This window comes from Serratia sp. AR11, from assembly GCF_056376275.1.
Window position 1 is genome coordinate 1,850,888 of the sequence record NZ_CM150739.1, and the last position, 22,441, is coordinate 1,873,328.

A 22,441-nucleotide genomic window follows, 5' to 3' on the forward strand; every position below is an offset into this window, starting at 1 on the left:
GGTTTAGTTATTCATCATCGTGCGTGATAATTTAGCTCCGCTGCCGCTGTTGGCAGCATGAATTGCAACAGGCAGGAACCTATTTTGACGTGGTTTAAAGGACATAAGCGACGCTGGGTCATGGCGCTAATCGTACTGGTGGCGATCGTGGCGATCGTGGCGATGGCGGCCTGGCACTTCAGCCACCCGGCCCCGACTCCATTTAAAACGGTGAAGGTGGTCAAGGGCGATCTACAGCAAAACGTACTGGCAACCGGCCAGCTTGACGCGGTACGCAAGGTTGACGTGGGTGCGCAGGTGAGTGGGCAGTTGGAAAGCCTGTATGTCGAGATCGGCGATCGGGTTAAAAAAGGCCAGTTGCTTGGGGTAATTGATCCGCAACAGGCGCAAAACAGCATCCGTGAGGGTGAGGCGACGTTGCGTGAGCTGCACGCCCAATTGCAACAGGCGCAGGCTGAGCAACAGCTGGCGGCGGTAACGCTGCAGCGTAATCAGGCGTTGGCCAAACTGCAGGCGGTGTCACGCCAGGATCTGGATCAGGCGGCGACACAGTTGGCGGTGAAGAAGGCGCAGGTGGGGACCATTCAGGCGCAGATCGCCAGGAATCAGGCCAGCCTGGATACCGCCAAGATCAATCTGGCGTTTACCCGTATAGAAGCACCGATGGACGGTGACGTGGTGCAAATCACCACGCTGCAGGGCCAGACGGTGATAGCCGCGCAGCAGGCACCGAACATTTTGACGCTGGCGGATCTCAGCACCATGCTGGTGAAGGCTCAGGTGTCGGAAGCGGACGTCATCAGCCTCAAGCCGGGCCAAAAAGCCTGGTTTACCGTGTTGGGCGATCCTAACCGACGCTTTGACGGCGTGCTGAAAGATATTCAGCCAACGCCGGAAAAGGTCAATAACGCCATCTTTTACTATGCGCGTTTTGAAGTGCCCAATCCCGAGGGATTATTGCGACTGCAGATGACGGCGCAGGTGCATATTCAACTGGCGGGCGTCAACCAGGTGCAGGTCATTCCTCTGGCAGCGTTGGGCGATCAAATCGCCGATAATCGCTACCATGTTTCGATATTGAAACAGGGCAAGGAGGAAAAGCGCGAGGTGGCCATTGGCCTGCGTAATAATATCGACGTGCAAATTCTCAGCGGGTTGAACATTGGCGATGAAGTGATTGTCAGCCGCGGCGGCGCGGAGGCTCTCTGATGGCCGCGCTGTTGGAACTGAGCGGCATCAGCCGCAGCTATCAGTCGGGCGACCAGACCGTAGCGGTGCTGAAGGACGTGAGCCTGAGCATCAATGCCGGTGAAATGGTGGCGATTATGGGAGCCTCCGGCTCCGGCAAGTCGACGCTGATGAATATTCTTGGCTGTCTGGATAAGCCCAGCGCCGGCGTTTATCGGGTGGCCGGACAGGACGTGGCGACGCTTGATGGGGATGCGCTGGCCCGGTTGCGGCGTGAGCATTTCGGCTTTATCTTCCAGCGTTATCATTTACTGCCTCATCTGAGCGCGGCGCATAACGTTGAGGTCCCGGCGGTGTATGCCGGACTGGGTAAGGCAGCGCGGCGCGAGCGTGCGATTGCGTTGTTACAGCGTTTGGGGCTGGGTGAACGCGTTGGTTACCGGCCAAGCCAGCTTTCCGGCGGCCAGCAGCAGCGGGTCAGTATTGCCCGTGCGCTGATGAACGGGGGGCAGGTGATCCTGGCGGATGAGCCGACCGGTGCCCTCGATAGCCATTCTGGCGAGGAGGTGATGACCATCCTTAAGCAGCTGCGTGAGCAGGGGCATACGGTGATTATCGTCACTCACGATCCGGCGGTGGCCCAGCAGGCTGAGCGGATCATTGAAATTCGCGACGGAGAGATCATTGCCGATTCACGCCCGGAACGGCAGAGCAACCCGAACGCCAAACCGCTGGAGATGGTGGCACCGGCGCCGTCCTGGCAGCAAACGACCGGCCGTTTTCGTGAGGCATTGGTGATGGCCTGGCGAGCGATGGCGGCAAGTAAAATGCGCACCGCGCTGACCATGTTGGGCATTATTATCGGCATTGCCTCGGTGGTGTCGATCCTGGTGATCGGCGACGCCGCCAAACAGATGGTACTGGCGGATATCAAGTCCATCGGCACCAATACGGTCGATATTTACCCCGGCAAGGACTTCGGCGACGATGATCCGACCTTCCGCCAGGCACTGAAATACGACGATCTTGAGGCACTGCGCGAGCAACCTTATGTCAATGCACTGTCGCCCACGATTGCCAGCAGCATGCGGTTGCGCTTGGGTAATGTCGATGTGGCGGCCAATGTTACCGGGGTCAGCGAACAGTTTTTCCGCGTTTACGGCATGACCTTTACCCAGGGCGTCGGTATCGATCAACTGCAGGTGCAATCGCAGTCGCAAACGGTGGTCATCGACGCCAATACTCAGCGCCGGTTATTCCCCAATATAAAGGACGTGGTAGGTCAGGTGATCCTGGTGGGCAATATGCCGGCGACGGTGGTTGGCGTGGCGAAGGAGAAGCAGTCAATGTTCGGCAGCAGCAAGACGCTGAACGTCTGGGTGCCCTACAGCACCATGGCCAACCGGCTGATGGGTAACGCCTATTTCGATTCGATCACGGTACGTATTCGCGAGGGCTACAATAGCCAGGAAGCGGAGCAGAAGTTGACGCGTTTGCTGACGCTGCGCCATGGCAAGAAGGACATCTTCACCTATAACATGGACAGCCTGGTGCAGACCGCAGAAAAAACCACGCGCACGCTGCAGCTATTTCTGACGTTGGTGGCGGTGATTTCACTGGTGGTTGGCGGCATCGGCGTGATGAACATCATGTTGGTGTCGGTGACGGAGCGTACTCGCGAGATCGGTATTCGTATGGCGGTCGGCGCTCGCTCCGGGGACGTGCTGCAGCAGTTTCTGATTGAAGCGGTACTGGTGTGCCTGGTGGGTGGCGCGTTGGGCATTACGCTGTCGTTTGCCATCGGCCTGCTGGTGCAACTGGTGCTACCGGGCTGGCAGATCAGTTTCCCTCCGGCAGCGTTGTTGAGTGCGTTTGTCTGTTCTACCGCCATTGGCGTGGTGTTTGGCTATCTGCCGGCACGCAGCGCAGCGCGGCTTAACCCGATTGACGCTCTGGCTCGCGAATAGCAAGCCAATAAAAAATGCCAGTCATACGGCGGCTGGCATTTTTTTTCGGTGTTTCAGACTGACTGGGTGGAAGCGTTTAGGCCAACGCCTCGCTTTCCACTGGCACAATAAGACTCGCATGATTCCCTTTTGGCCCCTGGTGCACGTCAAAACTGACCTGCTGGCCAGCTTTTAGCGTCCGGTACCCATCCATCTTAATCGTAGAATAGTGGGCGAATATGTCTTCGCCACCGCCTTCAGGACAAATAAACCCAAACCCTTTGGCGTTGTTGAACCATTTAACAGTACCCGTCTCCATGCTTTTACATCCCTCGCAACGCTATTTTTCGGTGAGATGAATAACTGAATTCGCACCCGCCAGTGGCAGGCGGCAGATGAGCCTGAAAGTGGTTAAAACACCACCAGCCCATGAATTTACACTCTAGAGCAAATGATTATCACGTCAAGGGATCGGCTTTTGTCGGCAGCGAGCAGTTCATCAAAGTTTGAAGCAGGTAACGCTATTGACATTGTTTGGTAACAATTCGTCAGAGATATTTGCGCACGTTCCAGTGCGGCGGGATGCTGGCGAAGATGATAAAATAGTATGGATACCCCACTTTGAATAACCGGAACCTGTCCCCATATAAAAGGACAGAGCAGAGAAGATGAGCAGCGATGGGCAATAACAACGATTGGCTAAATTTTGAACACTTAGCCGAAGAAAAACAAATCGATGCGGTAAAACCGCCGTCTATGTATAAAGTTATACTTAACAACGACGATTACACACCGATGGAATTTGTGATTGACGTTCTGCAAAAGTTCTTTTCTTATGATATTGAACGCGCAACGCAACTGATGCTCACGGTCCACTATCAAGGCAAGGCGATCTGCGGTGTTTTTACCGCCGAGGTGGCGGAAACCAAAGTCGTGCATGTGAACCGTTATGCCAGGGAGAACGAGCATCCGTTGCTTTGTACGCTGGAAAAAGCCTGAATAAGGCAATCTATTGGGGAGGTGCTTATGCTCAATCAAGAACTGGAACTCAGTCTCAACATGGCTTTCGCCAGAGCGCGTGAGCACAGACACGAGTTTATGACCGTGGAGCACCTGTTGCTGGCGTTACTCAGCAACCCTGCCGCGCGGGAAGCGCTTGAGGCATGTACGGTGGACCTGGCCGCATTACGCCAGGAACTCGAAGCCTTTATCGAACAAACCACGCCGACGCTGCCCGCCAGCGAAGAAGAGCGCGACACTCAGCCGACGCTCAGCTTCCAGCGCGTACTGCAGCGTGCGGTATTCCATGTCCAATCTTCCGGCCGCAGCGAAGTCAGCGGCGCCAACGTGCTGGTGGCAATTTTCAGCGAGCAGGAGTCGCAGGCGGCTTACCTGCTGCGCAAACACGACGTCAGTCGTCTTGACGTAGTGAACTTCATTTCACATGGCACACGTAAAGACGAGCCGGGCCAAGCGCCGAATGCGGAAAACCCGGTGAATGAAGAGCAGTCCGGAGGGGAAGACCGTATGGAAAACTTCACCACCAACCTCAACCAACTGGCCCGGGTGGGCGGTATCGATCCCTTGATTGGCCGTGGTCCTGAGCTGGAGCGTGCCATTCAGGTGTTGTGCCGTCGCCGCAAGAATAACCCGCTGTTGGTGGGTGAGTCCGGCGTGGGTAAAACCGCGATTGCCGAAGGGCTGGCCTGGCGCATCGTGCAGGGCGACGTCCCGGAAGTGATGGCGGACTGTACGCTGTATTCGCTGGATATAGGATCGTTGCTGGCCGGTACCAAATACCGTGGCGATTTCGAGAAACGCTTCAAGGCCCTGCTGAAACAGTTGGAGCAGGACAAGAACAGCATCCTGTTTATCGATGAGATCCACACCATCATCGGTGCCGGAGCGGCTTCCGGTGGGCAGGTAGATGCCGCCAACCTGATCAAACCGCTGCTTTCCAGCGGCAAGATCCGGGTCATAGGTTCGACCACCTATCAGGAATTCAGCAACATCTTTGAAAAAGATCGCGCCTTGGCCCGTCGCTTCCAGAAAATCGACATTATCGAGCCGACGCCGGAAGAGACCATTCAGATCATCAACGGCCTGAAAACCAAGTACGAAGCGCACCACGATGTGCGTTATACCGCGAAAGCGGTGCGTGCCGCGGTTGAGCTGTCGGTGAAATACATCAACGACCGTCATCTGCCGGACAAGGCTATCGACGTGATCGACGAGGCGGGGGCTCGCAGCCGGTTGATGCCGGTCAGCAAGCGCAAGAAAACCGTTAACGTTTCTGACATTGAGTCGGTGGTGGCGCGTATCGCACGTATCCCGGAAAAAACCGTGTCGGCGAGCGATCGCGATGTGTTGAGAAGCCTGGGCGACCGCCTGAAAATGCTGGTATTTGGCCAGGATCAGGCGATTGAAGCGCTGACCGAGGCAATCAAGATGAGCCGTGCGGGTCTGGGCCACGATCGCAAGCCTGTCGGTTCCTTCCTGTTTGCCGGGCCAACCGGGGTCGGGAAAACCGAGGTTACGGTACAGCTGGCGAAGGCGATGGATATCAAACTGCTGCGCTTTGACATGTCCGAGTATATGGAACGTCATACCGTTAGCCGTCTGATTGGCGCGCCTCCGGGCTATGTCGGTTACGACCAGGGCGGTCTGCTGACCGACGCGGTGCTCAAGCATCCGCACTCGGTCGTGCTGCTCGATGAAATCGAGAAGGCGCATCCGGACGTGTTCAACCTGCTGCTGCAGGTGATGGACAACGGGACCCTGACCGACAACAACGGCCGTAAGGCGGACTTCCGCAACGTGATCCTGGTGATGACCACCAACGCCGGGGTGCGCGAGACAGAACGTAAATCGATCGGCCTGGTTCAGCAGGACAACAGCACCGACGCGATGGAAGAGATCAAAAAAGTGTTCACGCCGGAATTCCGTAACCGTCTGGACAATATTCTTTGGTTCAACCATCTGTCGACCGAGGTGATCCAGCAGGTTGTCGATAAGTTTATCGTCGAACTGCAGGCGCAGCTGGATGCGAAGGGCGTGTCGCTGGAAGTGAGTGACGAAGCGCGTGACTGGCTGTCAGTGAAAGGCTATGACCGTGCGATGGGCGCTCGTCCAATGGCGCGTGTGATGCAGGAAAACCTGAAGAAACCGTTGGCTAACGAACTGCTGTTCGGCTCGCTGGTGGACGGCGGCTCGGTGAAGGTCGAGTTGGACAAGGAAAACCAGAAACTGACATATCAATTTATCAGCGCGTCAATGCGCAAGGCGGACGAAGGCGCGGTGCACTAAGTCTGGGGTCAGATAAAGAAAAAGCGATGCTTCGGCATCGCTTTTTTTATGGGTGAAAATCATCACCACAACAGAAATGATTGAGCCCTCTCAGTTTACCTGCGCACCTGCAACTCGATGTTGAACGTTGCTACGGGGGTAAACGGAAAGGGCTCCGGAGGCATTACATCCTCGGTGCCGCCATCGGCTGGCGACGAGTGAGCCGATTAACGGCTACGGAAGACAATGCGGCCTTTGCTCAGGTCGTACGGGGTCAGCTCTACAGTGACTTTGTCGCCCGTCAGGATGCGGATGTAGTTCTTGCGCATTTTACCGGAGATATGTGCGGTTACCACGTGCCCGTTTTCTAACTCAACGCGGAACATGGTGTTCGGCAGCGTATCAAGAACGGTGCCCTGCATTTCAATATTGTCTTCTTTGGCCATCGAATCCTCTAGGTCTAACTACCTTAGTTTTTAACCGGCAAGATAATGCCGAAAAACCCACATTATGTAAAGAAGTGTCGGTGAACATTGCACCGTTTCCGCAAAATTAGTTTGTTGGGGAGGGTGGTTCAACCTGCTGTGGGGGTAACACTTGCGGTGCCCAGCATTCTGGCGCTAATGGCTTGCGCTGAAGTTGGCTGAGCTGCTGCAAAAATTGTCTTCGGGGGATCTCTTTCGCTCCCAGCGTGGCAGTGTGAGCGTTAAGCACCTGACAGTCAATCAATTCTCCGCCATAAGCGGCAAAATGGCGGCAAAAAGTCATCAGGGCGCACTTGGAAGCGTTGGTGGTACGGCTAAACATGGATTCGCCGCAAAACAGCGCACCCTGAGCCACGCCGTACATGCCGCCGACCAGTTCGTCGCCCTGCCACACCTCGATTGAATGGGCGAAGCCAAGGCGGTGCAGATGCAAATAAGCGCGCTGTACTTCCGGGCCAATCCAGGTGCCTTCTTCCGGTCGATCGGCGCAGGCGGCGATCACCGCTGCAAAGTCGTGATTCAGCGTCACGCGAAAGGGGTTACTGCGCAGAAAGCGTTTCAGACTGCGGCTGATATGGCGCTCGGCTGGGAACAGCACCGCGCGTGGGTCCGGCGACCACCACAGAATGGCTTCCCCCGGTGAAAACCAGGGGAAAATGCCGCGTTCATAGGCGGCCAGCAAGCGCGGCGCGGTCAAATCACCGCCAATCGCCAGCAGACCGTTAGGATCGCGCAGCGCGCCCTCAGGAGAGGGGAACGCCAGTGAATGCGGTGACAGCTTAACTATGCGCATAAAAGGTCTCAGCGTCCTCTACAGGCCATTTTACAGCGGTATGCCACTGATGCGTTGGCGGAACCGGGCATAACGCCCCTGTTGACGCATCAGGGTGAGATGATCGCCTTGCTCGACAATCTGGCCGCCGTCCATCACGCAGATACGGTCCATGTGCTCCAGCCCATACAGACGGTGGGTCACCAGGATCAGCGTTTTACCCCGGCAGTGCCGGCGCAGCAGCGCCAGGATCTGCTGTTCGGTTTCTGCGTCCAGGCCTTCGGTCGGTTCATCGAGCAACAACAACGGCGCCTGATGCAACAACGCACGGGCAATGCCCAGACGGCGCTGCTCACCGCCGGAAAGCTGGCGACCGCCATCTCCCAGCCAGGCGTTCAGCCCTTCGTTGTCCAGCAGCTTGTCCAGGCCGACCTGCTGCAATACTTCGCGCAATTGTTCATCGGTCGCTGCAGGCGCGGCGATGCGCAGGTTTTCGCGCAGCGTATCGCTGAAAATATGCACCCGCTGGCTGACCACGGTAGTCATCTGGCGCAGCGTGGTTTCATCGTAAGCACTCAGTGGCTGGCCATTGAGCAGCACCTGGCCGCTGTCGGCGTTCCAGGCGCGGGTTAGCAACTGCAGCAGGGTCGATTTGCCACAGCCGGTACGCCCGAGCAACGCAATGTGTTCACCGGCGGCAATCTCCAGCGAGACATCCTGCAATACCGGCAGCGGCTGGTCGGGGTAAGTGAAAGTGAGTTGCTGCAGGCTCAGTGTGGCAAGGTTCTCGGTCGCCGGGCCATGGGCCGGGAAGGTCACTTCCGGCTGTCGGTCGATGACCTGCTTCACCCGCGTGGCGGAAGCGATCACCTGACCCAGATGCTGGAAAGCACCGGCCACCGGCATCAGCGCTTCAAACGAGGCCAGCGCGGCAAACACGAACAGCGCAATCAGCGCACCGGGTTGGCTGTCGCCGCCGATTCCGGCCGCGGTGAGCCACAGCATCAAAGTGACCGTCAGGCCACTGGCCAAAATCATCAGCGCCTGTGCCATGCCACCCAGAGAAGCCTGTTGCCATTGACGGCGCTGCCAGCGCTGCTCGGTGGCATCCAGACGGGTACGGAAGCTTTCAACGGCACCGAACACCACCAGCTCGGCCTGGCCCTGCAGCCAGGCGGTCAAATCGGTACGGTACTGACCGCGCAGTGCGGTCAACTGACCGCCAATCGGCTTACCTGCACGATAAAACACCGGTGGCACCAACAGCAGTAACAACAGCAGAATGCCGCCCAGCGTCAGGGCCAGCGTGGTGTCCAGCCAGCTCAGGCCATAGGTCACCACCACAATCACCGCGGCGGCGCTGACCAGCGGCGAGATCACCCGCAGATACAAATGATCCAGCGTATCGACATCCGCCACCAGGCGGTTAAGCAGATCGGCCTGGCGGAAGCGAGCAATGCCGCCCGGCGACAGCGGCAGGATCTTTTTAAAGGTAAATACCCGCAGATGGGACAGCACGCGGAAAGTGGCATCGTGGCTGACCACGCGTTCGGCGTAGCGCCCGGCGGTGCGGAAAATGGCGGCACCCCGCACACCGGCAGCAGGCAGCATGTAGTTGAAGGTAAACAGACCCGCCAGCCCGGCGAGGGCAGAGGCGGCGAGGAACCAGCCGGACAGCGCCAGCAGGCCGATGCTGGCCAGCAGCGTGACGATGGCCAGCACGATGCCTAAACAAATCAGCAGGCTGTGACGACGGTATAGCGCCAGAAACGGCAGCAAAACGCGCATGATTAGAGATCCCCACTGCGGTGTGCGATCAGATTGGCAAACAGGCCCGGTTGAGCACTCAGCGTGGCGTAATCGCCTTGCTGAACGATCTGCCCACCTTCCATCACCCAAATCTGGTCGTAATCTTCGGTATCTTCCAACTGGTGGGTGACCAGCAGGGTGGTTTGCTGGTGCGAGGCGACATTCAGCGCCTGCATCACCCGCCGTTCACTGTGGGCGTCAAGACTGGCGGCCGGTTCATCCAGCAGCAGCAAACGACGCGGACTGATCAGCGCCCGGGCTACAGCCACGCGCTGAGCCTGGCCGACGGACAGTCGTGCGGCGTTATCGCCCACCTCAGTCTCTAATCCCTGCGGCAGATGCGGCAGGATCTCACCGACGTAGGCTTGCTCCACCGCCTGTTGCAACTGATCTTCGCTGGCCTGCGGGTTCCCCAGCAGAATATTGGCCCGCAGCGTCTGAGCCGGCAGGTGCGGGTTCTGACCTACCCAGCCAAGCTGCTGACGCCAGCCTTCGGCCGCCAATTCGCGCAGTTCGGTCCCATTGACGGTTAATGAACCGCGATAGGGCAGAAAGCCGAGCAGCAGATTCAGCAGCGAGCTTTTACCGGCACCGCTTAACCCGACCAGGGCAATACGCTGGTTCGCGGGCAGGGTGAAGCTTAGCGGCCCGGCCAGCAGCACGCCATTCGGTGACAGGATCTCCAAATCCTGAGCCTGTAGTTCCAGTGGCGCATCGGTAACCAGCGTTTGCGTGCCGTTGCCCATTTGCTCGCCTTCGGCGCTGAGGAAGGTTTCCAGCGCTTCAGCTGCGCCCACCGCCTGTGCCTTGGCGTGGTAGAAGGCCCCCAGGTCACGCAGTGGCTGGAAGAACTCCGGCGCCAGGATCAGCACCAGAAAACCGGCGAATAGCGTAACGCCGGTGCCGTAGCTGCCAAAATTAAGTTCGCCAAGGAAAGAGAAACCAAAATAGACCGCCACCACGGCGATGGAGATAGAGGCAAAGAACTCCAATACGGCCGATGATAGAAACGCCAACCGCAGCACTTCCATGGTGCGGCTGCGGAAGTCTTCGGACGATTTGGCGATCTGCGCGGTTTCTGCTTCAGCCCGGTTGAACAGGCGCAGCGTATCCAGTCCGCGCAGGCGGTCGAGGAAATTACCGCTCAGCCGTGCCAACGCTACAAAGTTACGACGGTTGGCATCGGCGGCACCCATACCGACCAGCGCCATAAACATCGGGATCAGCGGGGCGGTGGTCAACAGGATCAGACCGGCAGCCCAGTTTATCGGGAAGACGGTAATCAGGATCAGCACCGGGATAAACACCGCCAGATACATCTGCGGCAGATAGCGGGAGTAGTAATCCTGCATATCTTCGATTTGTTCGACGATGATGCTGGCCCAACTGCCGGCCGGCTTGCCCTGGATCCAGGCCGGGCCGAGCTGTTGCAGTTTATCCAACACCTGTTGGCGCATACGCTGGCGGATCACCTGCCCGCAGATAAAACCGACGCGTTCGCGCAGCCAACTCAGCACCGCTCGCAGTGCGAAGGTGGCAGCCAGCCAGATAAACCAGGGGAGCAGTTGTTCACGCGGGGCGTGTTCGATAATCAGGGCGTGGAGCAGGGCGGCCAACAGCCATGCCTGTGCGACAATCAAAATGCCGCTTATCAGCCCCAATAACATGGAAAGGCGCAACCAACGCTGCGCCAGGGTGCTCTGAGTTTTGAGCCAACGGGTTAACTGTTGCTGTCTGGTTTTTTTCATCAGTTTTTAGTCTGCGTCGCCGGTGCCTGTGGTGACAGGTAAGGTTAACGTACTGTTAAAAAAAGTGTTTGCCCCAACCTGAAGCGAACAAGTGAAGGCCAATGTTACCTCTTCACCCGGCAGACTGAAAATAATAAAGCGGTCAAATAGCGGTATAACAGACGGCGGCTCCCGGGTTATTCCACCTCCTGACTTGCAGCTTCCGCGGCCAGGGCGGTTTGTACGGATTCGCGGCGGGCGATCAACGCCATATAACGGGTTAACGATGGCCAGTCTTTTAGTTCGATGGAAAACTGGGACATCCAACGCAGCACGGTAAATAAATAGGCATCCGCTACGCTAAAACATTCACCCAGCAGGAAAGGTTGTTCGTTCAGCGCCTGGGCAAGGTAATCGAGGCGGCGACGCAGTTTGTCGCGAAACAGCGTTTTGGTTGCTTCCGGCAGTGCCGAGTTGAACAACGGACTGGAACCCGAGTGGATCTCGCTGGTAATGAAGTTCAGCCATTCCTGTAAACGCACCCGTTCGAAAGACTCGCCAGGTGGGGCCAGTGCGGCGTCGGGGCGCAGATCTGCCAAATATTGCACGATGGCAGCACCTTCGGTAATCACCCGCCCGTCATCCAGCATCAGGGCGGCGACGTAGCCTTTGGGATTCACCTGAAAAAAGTCCCGGCCGTCGGCGCTGCGTTTGGTGCGGTTATTGACTCTGATCAGTTCGAACGGCAATCCCAGCTCGCGTAAAACAATGTGTGGGGAGAGCGAACAGGTGTCGGGTGCAAAGTAGAGTTTCATGGCAGTTCCTGCGCTAAGAAGCGAAATTGCTTGAACGTCAGAATGCCGTCGGCGCTGCCCACTGAATAATTAAAATATCAGAAACCTGTTATCAGCTCAGCTACTGACGGGCAGGTGCTGCTGTAGATACTGCAGCAGGGTCTGTACCGGCGCTGAAGCCGCGCTGCCAAACGAACAGACCAGGCCAAAATGACGATAAAGCGGCGTAGCCAAAGGCAACGCGCAAATACCTGAGAGATCGGTCGGTATCACCGAGGCTGGCATCAACGATACACCGGCGTCTTCCCGAACCAGCGTCAGGGCGGTGTTCCAGTCACTGACGGTGATACGTACATCGGTTAATACCAACCCGGCCTGCTGTGCCAACAGTTGCGCATTGAGATTGCAGCCGCCGGTAGCCAGCACAAACGGCTGTTTGGCCAGTGTGCTGAACTCCACCGGTTGCCGCCCCCTGGCCAGTGGATGATGACTGGCGGTCACGGCCAGCCACAGGTCTTGCCCCAATGGGTAGCTTTGCCGTTCTCTATTTGGGTTCAACACCACACCGACGTCGGCGGTTTCCAGTGCCAACCAGTTTTCCACTTCCTGGTCGGTACCTTCCAATTGAACCAGTTCAATCGCAGGATAGCGACGGCGGAATTTACGTAATAACGGCGGCAGTAACAGGGAGAATGCGGAGGGGAAACTGGCCAGGCGAATCTTTCCGGCGTGCGCGCTTTGTGCCCGCTGCGCGTAGTGTTGGATTGCCTCCAGCTCGGCCAGCATGGCGCGGGCGTGAACGACAATTTGTTCACCACTCTGGGTAAGCGCAACGCTGTGCGGCAGGCGAACCAACAGCAAGGTATTCAGCGCATCTTCCAACTGAGCGATGGCCTGACTGGCGGCGGATTGGGTCATGCCGCATTGGCTTGCCGCCTGGGTGATTTTACCGCTGTCGGCTACCGCAACCAATAAACGCCAATGGAGAAGATTGTGCATCGAATCACCGTCCGACTTAACTTACAGGAACAAAAAAAGCGGCTGTGATAGCCGCTTTTCAAAATGACAGTGTGTGGTTACAGCACTTCTGCGCCGGCAATGCCGTCCAGATAACGCTCAGCGTCCAGCGCTGCCATACAACCGGTCCCGGCAGAGGTGATCGCCTGGCGGTAGATGTGGTCCATCACGTCGCCGGCGGCGAACACGCCTGGAATGGTGGTCTGGGTGGCATTACCGTGAATACCGGACTGCACCTTGATGTAGCCGTTTTCCAGCTCCAGCTGACCACCGAAAATGCTGGTGTTCGGGCTGTGGCCGATGGCGATAAACACGCCGGCCAGTTCAAGTTCCTGCGTTTGGTCTTCCGCTTTGGTGCTACGGATACGTACGCCGGTAACGCCCATTTGATCGCCCAGCACTTCGTCCAGAGTATGGTCGGTGTGCAGCACGATGTTGCCGTTTTTCACTTTCTCCATCAGCCGGTTGATCAGGATCTTTTCTGAACGGAAGCTGTCACGGCGGTGAATCAGGTGAACTTCGGCCGCGATGTTGGACAAATACAGCGCTTCTTCCACGGCAGTGTTGCCACCACCGACCACCGCGACTTTCTGATTACGGTAGAAGAAACCGTCACAGGTGGCACAGGCAGACACGCCCTTGCCTTTGAAAGCTTCTTCGCTAGGCAGGCCAAGGTAACGGGCCGATGCGCCAGTGGCGATAATCAGTGCATCACAGGTGTATTCGCCGCTGTCACCAAACAGGCGGAACGGACGGTTCTGCAGGTCAACGCTGTTGATGTGGTCAAACACAATCTCTGTCTGGAATTTTTCAGCATGCTCGCGCATACGCTCCATCAACGCCGGGCCGGTCAGGCCTTCGGCATCACCCGGCCAGTTTTCCACTTCGGTGGTGGTGGTCAACTGACCCCCTTGCTCCATACCGGTAATCAATACCGGGCTCAGGTTGGCGCGCGCTGCGTAAACTGCGGCGGTATAACCCGCCGGGCCGGAGCCCAGGATCAATAATTTGCTGTGTTTAGCCGTGCCCATGAATACCCTCTTTTCCCACAATGGCGGACAATGGATCCGATTGTAGGGAAAACGCAGCATTAAAAAAAGCGTCAGGGGATGTTGTTAACGATTTGTTTGATAGCCTTTCCCTATTAATTATTAAATTGCTGCTAAAGCGAGCGTAAAATGCAGCAATTTAACTTATGGAAGCCACTCAGCGCTGCTCCCTGCGCCATTGACTGGAAACAGCCCATTAGCGGCTTGGGGGGCCTTGACTGCGGGCTTTTCAAGCCAGCGATTCATAACTAAAAACGGGGTGCTAACTTTTCATGACGGTACGTTCTTCTGATTTTGCTTCTTTTACTTTGACAATCCGCTGCGCATTTGCGAAAACATCATAGGAAGAAGAAATTATCCCTGTCCCTACAGTAAATCGTACGTATTTACAGCGTTGGTGCGGAATTTTGCGCCGTTGCTGAAACTTCGTGTGGCAGGTGAGGGGACACCGTGCAAGCGGGGGTAATTCTTCTTGCGATAACGTCATTTAAAAACCCGGTGCAGAGTTGACAGACAGGCTGCACAAGGGGTGATGATGGTAGTGAAGCATATGACAGGCATTGGGTCTTCGCTTGGAACGAACCCTTACACATTGACGTTGGTTGGGGTGTGGCAAGTGCAGGGAAGAAAATAAGAGAGACAATAATAATGGCAGACAATAAGAAACGCCCGGGTAAAGATCTCGACCGTATCGACCGCAACATCCTGAACGAATTGCAGAAGGATGGGCGTATTTCGAACGTTGAGCTTTCCAAGCGCGTGGGGTTATCCCCAACCCCATGTTTAGAACGTGTGCGCCGCCTCGAGCGCCAGGGTTTTATTCATGGTTATACCGCTTTGCTCAACCCGCATTATCTGGATGCGTCCCTGCTGGTCTTCGTAGAAATCACGTTGAACCGCGGTGCGCCGGATGTGTTTGAGCAATTCAACTCGGCAGTACAGAAACTTGAAGAAATTCAGGAGTGTCATCTGGTGTCCGGTGATTTCGACTATCTGTTGAAAACCCGCGTGCCGGATATGTCGGCTTACCGTAAGTTGCTCGGTGAAACCTTGCTGCGTCTGCCGGGGGTTAACGACACCCGTACGTACGTGGTAATGGAAGAAGTGAAACAGAGTAACCGTCTGGTTATCAAAACACGGTAGGGTGCAGGTGCAAAACCTGATTAAATTGGTTACACTCCTGTTTATTCATACAGTTTCGGCGCCGGGGAAGCTTCTCGGCGCTGTTGCTATGTCAGCTAACAGGAACCTGGAGAGCCTTTCTTGAGCCAGGAATATACAGAAGATAAAGAAGTTACCTTGAGAAAACTCAGCAGCGGCCGCCGTTTGCTCGAAGCTGTGTTGATTGTGGTAGCCATTTTTGCCATTTACCTCATGGCTGCCTTGGTCAGTTTTAATCCATCTGACCCAAGCTGGTCGCAGACCGCGTGGCATGAGCCAATTCATAACCTGGGCGGTGGCGTCGGGGCCTGGATGGCCGACACATTGTTCTTCACCTTCGGGGTACTCGCCTATGCGATACCGCCGATCATGCTGGTGTTGTGCTGGGTGGCTTATCGTCAGCGCAGCGGCGGCGAATACATCGATTATTTTGCGCTTTCACTGCGCCTGATCGGCACGTTGGCGCTGGTGCTCACTTCGTGTGGCCTGGCGGCATTGAATGTCGACGATCTCTATTACTTCGCCTCCGGCGGTGTGATCGGCAGTTTGCTGAGCAACGCCATGTTACCTTGGTTCAACGGCATTGGTGCCACCCTGGGGCTGCTGTGCGTTTGGGCTGCGGGGCTGACACTGTTTACCGGCTGGTCCTGGCTGGTGATCGCCGAGCGTATCGGCGGCGTGGTGCTGGGGACGGCGACCTTTATGACCAACCGTTCACGCCGTGAAGACCGTTATCACGACGATGACGACCGTTACGTCGAAGAGCAACCCGAATCTGCAGACAAGGAAGCCGCGCTTGCTGCGGCTACCACAGCGACGGCGGCCAATGCAGCGGAAGATGACGTATTGTTCTCAGCGCCTTCGGTCACGGAAACCGCGAAAATGGCGGCGGAAGATGCCGAAGATCCGTTGCTCAGCGGCCTGCGGGCTCATGATGACGAAGATGCGGATATCGTACCGGTTGCGCCAGCGCCAGCCAGCGCACCTGCCACAGCGGCACCTGTTGTCGCTCAGGCACCGTCGGTTACTGCGGCACCGGTGGCTCCGGCCTCGGTGAACCAGCATCCGATGAGCGCGGTAGCGGAAAACACCGCGCCGCCGCTGTACTCGTTTGAAATCCCTGAAGAGACACCAACGCCGAAGACGACGCGCCCGGTCGACCCTTACCGGGATGACGATGAGCCTCGTATGGGGAATTGGGATGCTCCGGCCGTATCGCCGTCGCACGACCGCTCTCCATTTGATTTCTCTGCCGCACAACGTGATCATGTTGATGTCAGTGCTCCGGCCGGTTTCAGTGCCGCCGAGCCTGCCGTTTCACCGTTTGGCAGCGCGAAACCTCAGGCGCCCGCCGCAGCGACGGCAATTGCCGGTGCCGTTGCCGCCAATACCTTTATGCCGGCCTTTACCGCCACCAGTGACGCGAACTCGCAGGTGAAACAAGGCCTCGGCCCTGAATTGCCGCGCCCGAACCCGGTGCGCATTCCGACCCGGCGTGAACTGGCTTCCTACGGCATCAAGCTGCCTTCGCAGCGTATGGCCGAACAGGAACAACGCACCCGTGAGGACGACGAGCCATTGCAACAGGCTGATAATCTTTCGCAAGATCAAGATGATGAAGCCCTGCAGGAAGCAGCCTTGCGCCAGGCGTTTGCCGAGCAGCAAAGCCAGCGTTACGGCGGGGAGCCTGAGGCGGATAATCTGGATGATGAGGCTGCTCTGCAGGAGGCCGCGCTGCGTCAGGCATTTGCCGACCAGCAAAGCCAGCGCTATGGCCAGCCAGCCGCCGCGCCATCGGTGGCGCCAACTACGCCGGTAGATACCCGCAATGCGTTCGGCTTCTCACCGATGGATGATTTGGTTGATGATGGCCCGGTTGAGCCACTGTTCACCCTGTCGCCGCAGATGGAAGAACGTATTGAGCTGCAAAGCGAGCGTGAAGATGATGTGCCGTTCGGTCAGTTTGAGCCAGCCGCGCCGGCTCAGCCTCAGACCCCGCCGGTACAGCCGTATCAGCCTGCCTATCAGCAACCTGTGGCGCAACCGGAGCCTGCCGCTGTGCAGCAGCCGGCGATGGACAGCCTGATCCACCCGTTCCTGATGCGTAACGAAATGCCGTTGCAAAAACCGACCACGCCGTTGCCGACGCTGGATTTGCTGACCGAAGCCCCGAAAGAGGTGGAGCCGGTGGATTCCTTCGCGTTGGAACAAAAGGCGCGTTTGGTGGAAGCCAGCCTGGCCGATTACCGGGTGAAAGCCGACGTGGTAGATATTTTGCCAGGCCCGGTCATCACCCGCTTCGAGCTGGATTTGGCTCCGGGCGTCAAGGCTGCGCGTATTTCCAACCTGTCGCGCGACCTGGCGCGTTCACTGTCAACCTCGGCGGTACGTGTGGTTGAAGTGATCCCCGGCAAGCCTTACGTCGGGTTGGAACTGCCTAACGTCAAACGTCAGACGGTGTATCTGCGTGAAGTGCTGGACTGCCCGGCGTTCCGCGATAATCCATCGCCATTGGCGATCGTCCTGGGTAAAGATATTTCCGGCGAGCCGGTGGTGGCCGATTTGGCGAAAATGCCACACTTGCTGGTAGCGGGGACCACCGGTTCCGGTAAATCGGTTGGGGTCAATGCCATGATCCTGAGCATCTTGTATAAGGCCACGCCGAAAGAAGTGCGCTTTATCATGATCGACCCGAAAATGCTGGAACTGTCGGTGTATGAAGGCATTCCGCACCTGTTGACGGATGTGGTAACCGACATGAAAGACGCCGCTAACGCCCTGCGTTGGTGTGTCGCCGAGATGGAGCGTCGCTACAAGCTGATGTCTGCACTGGGCGTGCGTAATTTGGCCGGTTATAACGAGCGCGTCGATCAGGCGGAAGCCATGGGGCGTCCGATCCCGGATCCGTTCTGGAAACCGACCGACAGCATGGACATGACGCCGCCGGTACTGGAGAAAGAGCCTTATATCGTGGTGATGGTCGACGAGTTTGCCGATCTCATCATGACGGTCGGTAAAAAGGTTGAGGAATTGATCGCTCGTCTGGCGCAGAAAGCGCGTGCGGCGGGGATCCACTTGGTGCTGGCAACCCAGCGTCCGTCGGTGGATGTGATCACTGGCCTGATCAAGGCCAACATCCCGACCCGTATCGCCTTTACCGTGTCCAGCAAGATTGACTCCCGTACTATCCTCGATCAGGGCGGCGCTGAATCCCTGTTGGGGATGGGTGACATGCTGTATCTGGCCCCTAACTCCTCGATTCCGGTCCGTGTGCATGGTGCATTTGTGCGCGATCAGGAAGTGCATGCGGTGGTTAAGGATTGGAAAGCGCGTGAGCGACCTCAATATAAAGAGGGTATCCTCAGCGCCGGTGACGACGGTGAGGGTGGAACTGGCGGCGGTCTGGACGGTGACGAAGAGCTGGATCCGCTGTTTGATCAGGCGGTGGAGTTTGTGGTGGATAAGCGCCGTGCCTCTATCTCCGGCGTACAGCGCCAGTTCCGCATCGGTTATAACCGCGCCGCGCGTATCATCGAACAGATGGAAGCGCAGGGCATCGTCAGCGAGCAGGGGCACAACGGCAACCGCGAGGTGCTGGCACCGCCACGGCATGACTGATGAAGTTTTAATCGTTGTTATTTAATCATAAAAGGGCCGCTTAGCGGCCCTTGTGCAAAGAAGCGTAAACCCATCGGCTTCTCGGAACATTGGCCTATCTGCCGGCGAATGGCTTCGGGTAGAGTGAAGGTGTTAGGGTTCATTTGACCCGCACGGCACCGCCTTGCGGTTAACGCATTTCATAAGGTATCTGGAATAATGAAAAAACTGTTAGTTGCCTGTTGTCTGCTTTCGGGATTCGCTTCCACCTCCGTGCTGGCCGACGCCGCGCAGGATTTGCAAAGTCGCCTGGCGAAAGTGAACAGTTTCCACGCCAGCTTCTCCCAGACCGTGACCAGCAGCGATGGCGCTGCGGTACAGCAGGGTGAAGGTGAACTTTGGGTGAAACGTCCCAACCTGTTTAACTGGCACATGACCTCGCCGGATGAGAGCGTGCTGGTATCAGACGGTCAGACCCTGTGGTTCTACAACCCCTTTGTTGAGCAGGTGACCGCCACCTGGCTGAAAAATGCCACCGGCAATACGCCGTTTATGCTGATCACCCGCAATAACGCCAATGACTGGAAACAGTACAACGTTAAACAGAAGGGTAATGATTTCGAGCTGACGCCAAAATCCAGCAGCGGCAACCTGAAACAGTTCGCCATCAGCGTGGATAACAGCGGCACTATCCGCAGTTTTGCCGCGGTTGAGCAGGACGGTCAGCGCAGCTCTTACACGCTGAAAAGCCAGCAGAATGTTGCTGCCGATGCCAGCAAATTTAAATTTACCCCGCCGAAGGGGGTGACGCTGGACGACCAGCGCCAGTGAGGTCCGCGTGAGTAATATGTCGCTCGATTTTTCCCAGAATGAATTCCAGCCGTTGGCCGCGCGGATGCGGCCGACCACGCTGGCACAGTATATCGGCCAGCAACATCTGCTGGCCGCCGGCAAGCCTTTGCCGCGTGCAATCGAGGCGGGGCAACTGCACTCGATGATTCTGTGGGGGCCACCGGGCACCGGGAAAACGACGCTGGCAGAATTGATCGGTCGTTATGGTCAGGCGGACGTCGAGCGTATTTCTGCCGTCACGTCCGGGATCAAAGAGATCCGCGAGGCGATCGAGCGTGCACGCCAAAACCGTGACGCCGGTCGCCGCACTATCCTGTTTGTCGATGAGGTCCATCGCTTCAACAAAAGCCAGCAGGATGCCTTCCTGCCGCACATTGAAGACGGCACCATCACCTTTATCGGCGCCACCACCGAAAACCCGTCTTTTGAGCTTAACTCGGCGCTATTGTCACGGGCCCGTGTTTATTTGCTGAAGGCACTGACCGCCGAAGATATCAGCCAGGTGCTGGATCAGGCGATGCAGGACAGCAGCCGGGGCTTTGGCGGCCAGAATATCGAACTGCCGGAAGAGACGCGCCGCATGTTGTCGGAGCTGGTTGGCGGCGACGCTCGTCGGGCGCTGAACAGCCTGGAGATGATGGCGGACATGGCGGAGATCAACGCCAAAGGCATTCGCGTGTTGACGCCGGAATTACTGAAAGAGGTCTCTGGCGAACGCAGTGCGCGTTTCGATAATAAAGGCGACCGCTTTTACGATCTGATCTCGGCGCTGCATAAATCGGTGCGTGGTTCAGCGCCGGATGCTGCGTTGTACTGGTATGCACGTATTATTACCGCCGGGGGCGATCCACTGTATGTGGCGCGCCGGTTGCTGGCGATTGCTTCTGAAGATGTGGGGAATGCCGATCCGCGTGGCATGCAGGTAGCCATCGCGGCCTGGGACTGCTTTACCCGCGTCGGCCCGGCGGAAGGCGAAAGGGCGATTGCTCAGGCTATCGTCTATTTGGCCTGCGCGCCAAAAAGCAACGCGGTTTACACGGCCTTCAAAGCGGCAATACGTGATGCCAAAGAGATGGCTGATTATGATGTACCCGAGCATCTGCGCAATGCGCCAACCAAGCTGATGAAGGAAATGGGGCTGGGTGCAGAATATCGTTACGCTCACGATGAGCCCAATGCCTATGCCGCCGGCGAGGATTACTTCCCACCCGAAATGGCCAGGACGCGTTACTATCATCCAACCACGCGCGGGCTGGAAGGTAAAATTGGTGAAAAGCTGGCATGGCTGGCTGAGCAGGATCAAAATAGCCAGACAAAACGCTACCGCTAGCGTTGCCGTTGCGGTAAGGTTAGCGGGTATCACTCTTCCTTTATACGGCTATAAATTCAGCCGAATAAAACATCAAATTTTCTTTCAATAACAATAAGCACAGGATTAGCATGCTCGATCCCAATCTGCTGCGTAATGAGCTAGACGCAGTCGCCGTCAAACTGGCTCGCCGAGGCTTTAAACTCGATCTGGATCTGCTGCGTTCTCAAGAAGAGCGTCGCAAAGTTCTGCAGGTAGAAACCGAAACGCTGCAGGCAGAACGTAACTCCCGATCGAAATCCATCGGCGCGGCTAAAGCGCGCGGGGAAGACATTGAGCCGCTGCGTCGCGAAGTAAACGAACTGGGTGACAAGCTGGACACGGCCAAGGCCGCACTGGATCAGCTGCAGGCTGAAATCCGTGACTATGCGTTGGCGATCCCGAACCTGCCTGACGATGAAGTACCAGACGGCAAAGACGACAGCGATAACCTGGAAGTCAGCCGCTGGGGCGAGCCGCGCCAGTATGATTTCGCGGTACGCGATCACGTCGATCTGGGCGAAATGGCCGGTGGTCTGGACTTTGCCGCTGCGGTAAAACTGACCGGTTCACGCTTTGTGGTGATGAAAGGGCAAATTGCCCGTATGCACCGCGCGTTGTCCCAGTTCATGCTGGATCTGCATACCGAACAACACGGCTACCAGGAAACTTACGTTCCTTACCTGGTTAACCATGCCACACTGTTCGGTACCGGCCAGTTGCCGAAATTTGGTGAAGACTTGTTCCACACCAAACCGCTGGAAGAAGAATCCGACAGCAGCAACTACGCACTGATCCCAACCGCAGAAGTACCATTGACCAACCTGGTGCGCGACGAGATCCTGGAAGAGGAATCTCTGCCGCTGAAGATGACTGCGCATACGCCTTGTTTCCGTGCCGAAGCCGGTTCTTATGGCCGTGACACCCGTGGTTTGATCCGCATGCACCAGTTCGACAAAGTTGAGATGGTGCAGATCGTCCGTCCGGAAGACTCGATGGCTACGCTGGAAGAGTTGACCGGTCATGCAGAGAAAGTGCTGCAGTTGCTGAACCTGCCATACCGTAAAATGTTGCTGTGTACCGGTGACATGGGCGCAGGCTCTTGCAAGACCTACGATCTGGAAGTGTGGCTGCCGGCGCAGGACACTTACCGTGAGATCTCATCCTGCTCCAACATGTGGGATTACCAGGCACGCCGCATGCAGGCCCGTTGCCGCAGCAAAACCGAGAAGAAGCCGCGCCTGGTGCATACGCTGAACGGTTCTGGTCTGGCAGTAGGTCGTACGCTGGTAGCAGTGCTGGAAAACTACCAGCAGGCTGATGGCCGTATTGAGGTTCCGGAAGTATTACGCCCATATATGGGTGGCCTGGAATATATCGGTTAACGAGTTAGTTATGTTACGAAAAGCGC

At 56.9% G+C, this 22,441-nt stretch carries 17 protein-coding genes; 9 read left to right on the forward strand and 8 right to left on the reverse strand.

The window, feature by feature from the left end; all coding sequences use genetic code 11:
* Positions 1 to 120 precede the first annotated feature (120 nt).
* Together macA and macB are read left to right on the forward strand one after the other, a co-directional pair.
* Complete coding sequence (gene macA / locus ACSOSI_RS08860) at positions 121 to 1,209, forward strand: macrolide transporter subunit MacA (RefSeq protein ID WP_476707261.1); 1,089 nt, start codon at positions 121 to 123, stop codon at positions 1,207 to 1,209.
* Complete coding sequence (gene macB, locus ACSOSI_RS08865) at positions 1,209 to 3,155, forward strand: macrolide ABC transporter ATP-binding protein/permease MacB (RefSeq protein ID WP_112363528.1); 1,947 nt, start codon at positions 1,209 to 1,211, stop codon at positions 3,153 to 3,155. Before macA ends, macB begins: the two co-directional genes overlap by 1 nt.
* A gap of 76 nt (positions 3,156 to 3,231) precedes the next feature.
* Here the strand turns inward: macB and cspD are convergent, their stop codons facing one another.
* Positions 3,232 to 3,453 carry a cold shock-like protein CspD gene (cspD, locus tag ACSOSI_RS08870; protein WP_012006105.1) on the reverse strand — a complete coding sequence of 74 codons (222 nt, stop codon included), beginning with the start codon at positions 3,451 to 3,453 and terminating at the stop codon, positions 3,232 to 3,234.
* A 359-nt stretch (positions 3,454 to 3,812) separates the two neighbouring features.
* Between cspD and clpS the strand changes: the two genes are divergently transcribed.
* Together clpS and clpA are read left to right on the forward strand one after the other, a co-directional pair.
* Positions 3,813 to 4,133 (forward strand): ATP-dependent Clp protease adapter ClpS, encoded by a 321-nt coding sequence (gene clpS, locus ACSOSI_RS08875; protein WP_004928347.1) that lies wholly within the window; start codon positions 3,813 to 3,815, stop codon positions 4,131 to 4,133.
* 27 nt (positions 4,134 to 4,160) lie between these two features.
* The gene (gene clpA / locus ACSOSI_RS08880; RefSeq protein WP_012006106.1) at positions 4,161 to 6,440 is read left to right on the forward strand and encodes an ATP-dependent Clp protease ATP-binding subunit ClpA; all 2,280 of its coding nucleotides are present in this window, start codon (positions 4,161 to 4,163) and stop codon (positions 6,438 to 6,440) included.
* Between the two features lie 206 nt (positions 6,441 to 6,646).
* On the opposite strand, the gene infA is transcribed toward clpA, so the two are convergent.
* From infA to trxB, 7 genes are all read right to left on the reverse strand, one after another.
* Complete coding sequence (gene infA, locus ACSOSI_RS08885; RefSeq protein WP_002211347.1) at positions 6,647 to 6,865, reverse strand: translation initiation factor IF-1; 219 nt, start codon at positions 6,863 to 6,865, stop codon at positions 6,647 to 6,649.
* A 106-nt stretch (positions 6,866 to 6,971) separates the two neighbouring features.
* Positions 6,972 to 7,697, reverse strand: coding sequence for a leucyl/phenylalanyl-tRNA--protein transferase (aat, locus tag ACSOSI_RS08890; RefSeq protein WP_012006107.1), 726 nt, complete (start codon positions 7,695 to 7,697; stop codon positions 6,972 to 6,974).
* A 30-nt stretch (positions 7,698 to 7,727) separates the two neighbouring features.
* Positions 7,728 to 9,464: a heme ABC transporter ATP-binding protein/permease CydC gene (gene cydC / locus ACSOSI_RS08895; RefSeq protein WP_012006108.1), complete on the reverse strand. Its 1,737-nt coding sequence runs from the start codon at positions 9,462 to 9,464 to the stop codon at positions 7,728 to 7,730.
* A gap of 2 nt (positions 9,465 to 9,466) precedes the next feature.
* On the reverse strand, positions 9,467 to 11,233 hold the full coding sequence (gene cydD / locus ACSOSI_RS08900; protein WP_476706921.1) for a heme ABC transporter permease/ATP-binding protein CydD: 1,767 nt from the start codon (positions 11,231 to 11,233) through the stop codon (positions 9,467 to 9,469).
* 176 nt (positions 11,234 to 11,409) lie between these two features.
* Positions 11,410 to 12,027 (reverse strand): glutathione transferase GstA, encoded by a 618-nt coding sequence (gene gstA, locus ACSOSI_RS08905; RefSeq protein WP_012006110.1) that lies wholly within the window; start codon positions 12,025 to 12,027, stop codon positions 11,410 to 11,412.
* Positions 12,028 to 12,123: 96 nt separating this feature from the next.
* On the reverse strand, positions 12,124 to 13,005 hold the full coding sequence (locus ACSOSI_RS08910) for a LysR family transcriptional regulator (protein WP_261408164.1): 882 nt from the start codon (positions 13,003 to 13,005) through the stop codon (positions 12,124 to 12,126).
* A gap of 77 nt (positions 13,006 to 13,082) precedes the next feature.
* On the reverse strand, positions 13,083 to 14,054 hold the full coding sequence (trxB, locus tag ACSOSI_RS08915; RefSeq protein WP_017892256.1) for a thioredoxin-disulfide reductase: 972 nt from the start codon (positions 14,052 to 14,054) through the stop codon (positions 13,083 to 13,085).
* A gap of 666 nt (positions 14,055 to 14,720) precedes the next feature.
* Here trxB and lrp point away from each other — a divergent pair.
* The 5 genes from lrp to serS all read left to right on the forward strand — a co-directional run bounded on the left by lrp (position 14,721) and on the right by serS (position 22,415).
* Positions 14,721 to 15,215 (forward strand): leucine-responsive transcriptional regulator Lrp, encoded by a 495-nt coding sequence (lrp, locus tag ACSOSI_RS08920; RefSeq protein ID WP_004928318.1) that lies wholly within the window; start codon positions 14,721 to 14,723, stop codon positions 15,213 to 15,215.
* 120 nt (positions 15,216 to 15,335) lie between these two features.
* A complete protein-coding gene (locus ACSOSI_RS08925; protein ID WP_476706922.1) occupies positions 15,336 to 18,851 on the forward strand; it encodes a DNA translocase FtsK 4TM domain-containing protein in 3,516 nt (1,171 codons plus the stop codon).
* Positions 18,852 to 19,049: 198 nt separating this feature from the next.
* The gene (lolA, locus tag ACSOSI_RS08930; RefSeq protein ID WP_037421903.1) at positions 19,050 to 19,661 is read left to right on the forward strand and encodes an outer membrane lipoprotein periplasmic chaperone LolA; all 612 of its coding nucleotides are present in this window, start codon (positions 19,050 to 19,052) and stop codon (positions 19,659 to 19,661) included.
* Between the two features lie 7 nt (positions 19,662 to 19,668).
* A complete protein-coding gene (locus ACSOSI_RS08935) occupies positions 19,669 to 21,012 on the forward strand; it encodes a replication-associated recombination protein A (protein ID WP_012006115.1) in 1,344 nt (447 codons plus the stop codon).
* Positions 21,013 to 21,122: 110 nt separating this feature from the next.
* Positions 21,123 to 22,415 (forward strand): serine--tRNA ligase, encoded by a 1,293-nt coding sequence (serS, locus tag ACSOSI_RS08940; RefSeq protein ID WP_476706923.1) that lies wholly within the window; start codon positions 21,123 to 21,125, stop codon positions 22,413 to 22,415.
* Positions 22,416 to 22,441: the final 26 nt, after the last annotated feature.

Coding starts and splice junctions, on each gene's coding strand:
- serS (WP_476706923.1), top strand. CDS start 21,123: ATGCTCGATCCCAATCTGCTGCGTAATGAGCTAGACGCAGTCGCCGTC.
- macA (WP_476707261.1), top strand. CDS start 121: ATGGCGCTAATCGTACTGGTGGCGATCGTGGCGATCGTGGCGATGGCG.
- infA (WP_002211347.1), bottom strand. CDS start 6,865: ATGGCCAAAGAAGACAATATTGAAATGCAGGGCACCGTTCTTGATACG.
- cspD (WP_012006105.1), bottom strand. CDS start 3,453: ATGGAGACGGGTACTGTTAAATGGTTCAACAACGCCAAAGGGTTTGGG.
- clpS (WP_004928347.1), top strand. CDS start 3,813: ATGGGCAATAACAACGATTGGCTAAATTTTGAACACTTAGCCGAAGAA.
- cydD (WP_476706921.1), bottom strand. CDS start 11,233: ATGAAAAAAACCAGACAGCAACAGTTAACCCGTTGGCTCAAAACTCAG.
- cydC (WP_012006108.1), bottom strand. CDS start 9,464: ATGCGCGTTTTGCTGCCGTTTCTGGCGCTATACCGTCGTCACAGCCTG.
- aat (WP_012006107.1), bottom strand. CDS start 7,697: ATGCGCATAGTTAAGCTGTCACCGCATTCACTGGCGTTCCCCTCTCCT.
- lrp (WP_004928318.1), top strand. CDS start 14,721: ATGGCAGACAATAAGAAACGCCCGGGTAAAGATCTCGACCGTATCGAC.
- gstA (WP_012006110.1), bottom strand. CDS start 12,027: ATGAAACTCTACTTTGCACCCGACACCTGTTCGCTCTCCCCACACATT.
- lolA (WP_037421903.1), top strand. CDS start 19,050: ATGAAAAAACTGTTAGTTGCCTGTTGTCTGCTTTCGGGATTCGCTTCC.
- macB (WP_112363528.1), top strand. CDS start 1,209: ATGGCCGCGCTGTTGGAACTGAGCGGCATCAGCCGCAGCTATCAGTCG.
- clpA (WP_012006106.1), top strand. CDS start 4,161: ATGCTCAATCAAGAACTGGAACTCAGTCTCAACATGGCTTTCGCCAGA.
- trxB (WP_017892256.1), bottom strand. CDS start 14,054: ATGGGCACGGCTAAACACAGCAAATTATTGATCCTGGGCTCCGGCCCG.
- ACSOSI_RS08910 (WP_261408164.1), bottom strand. CDS start 13,005: ATGCACAATCTTCTCCATTGGCGTTTATTGGTTGCGGTAGCCGACAGC.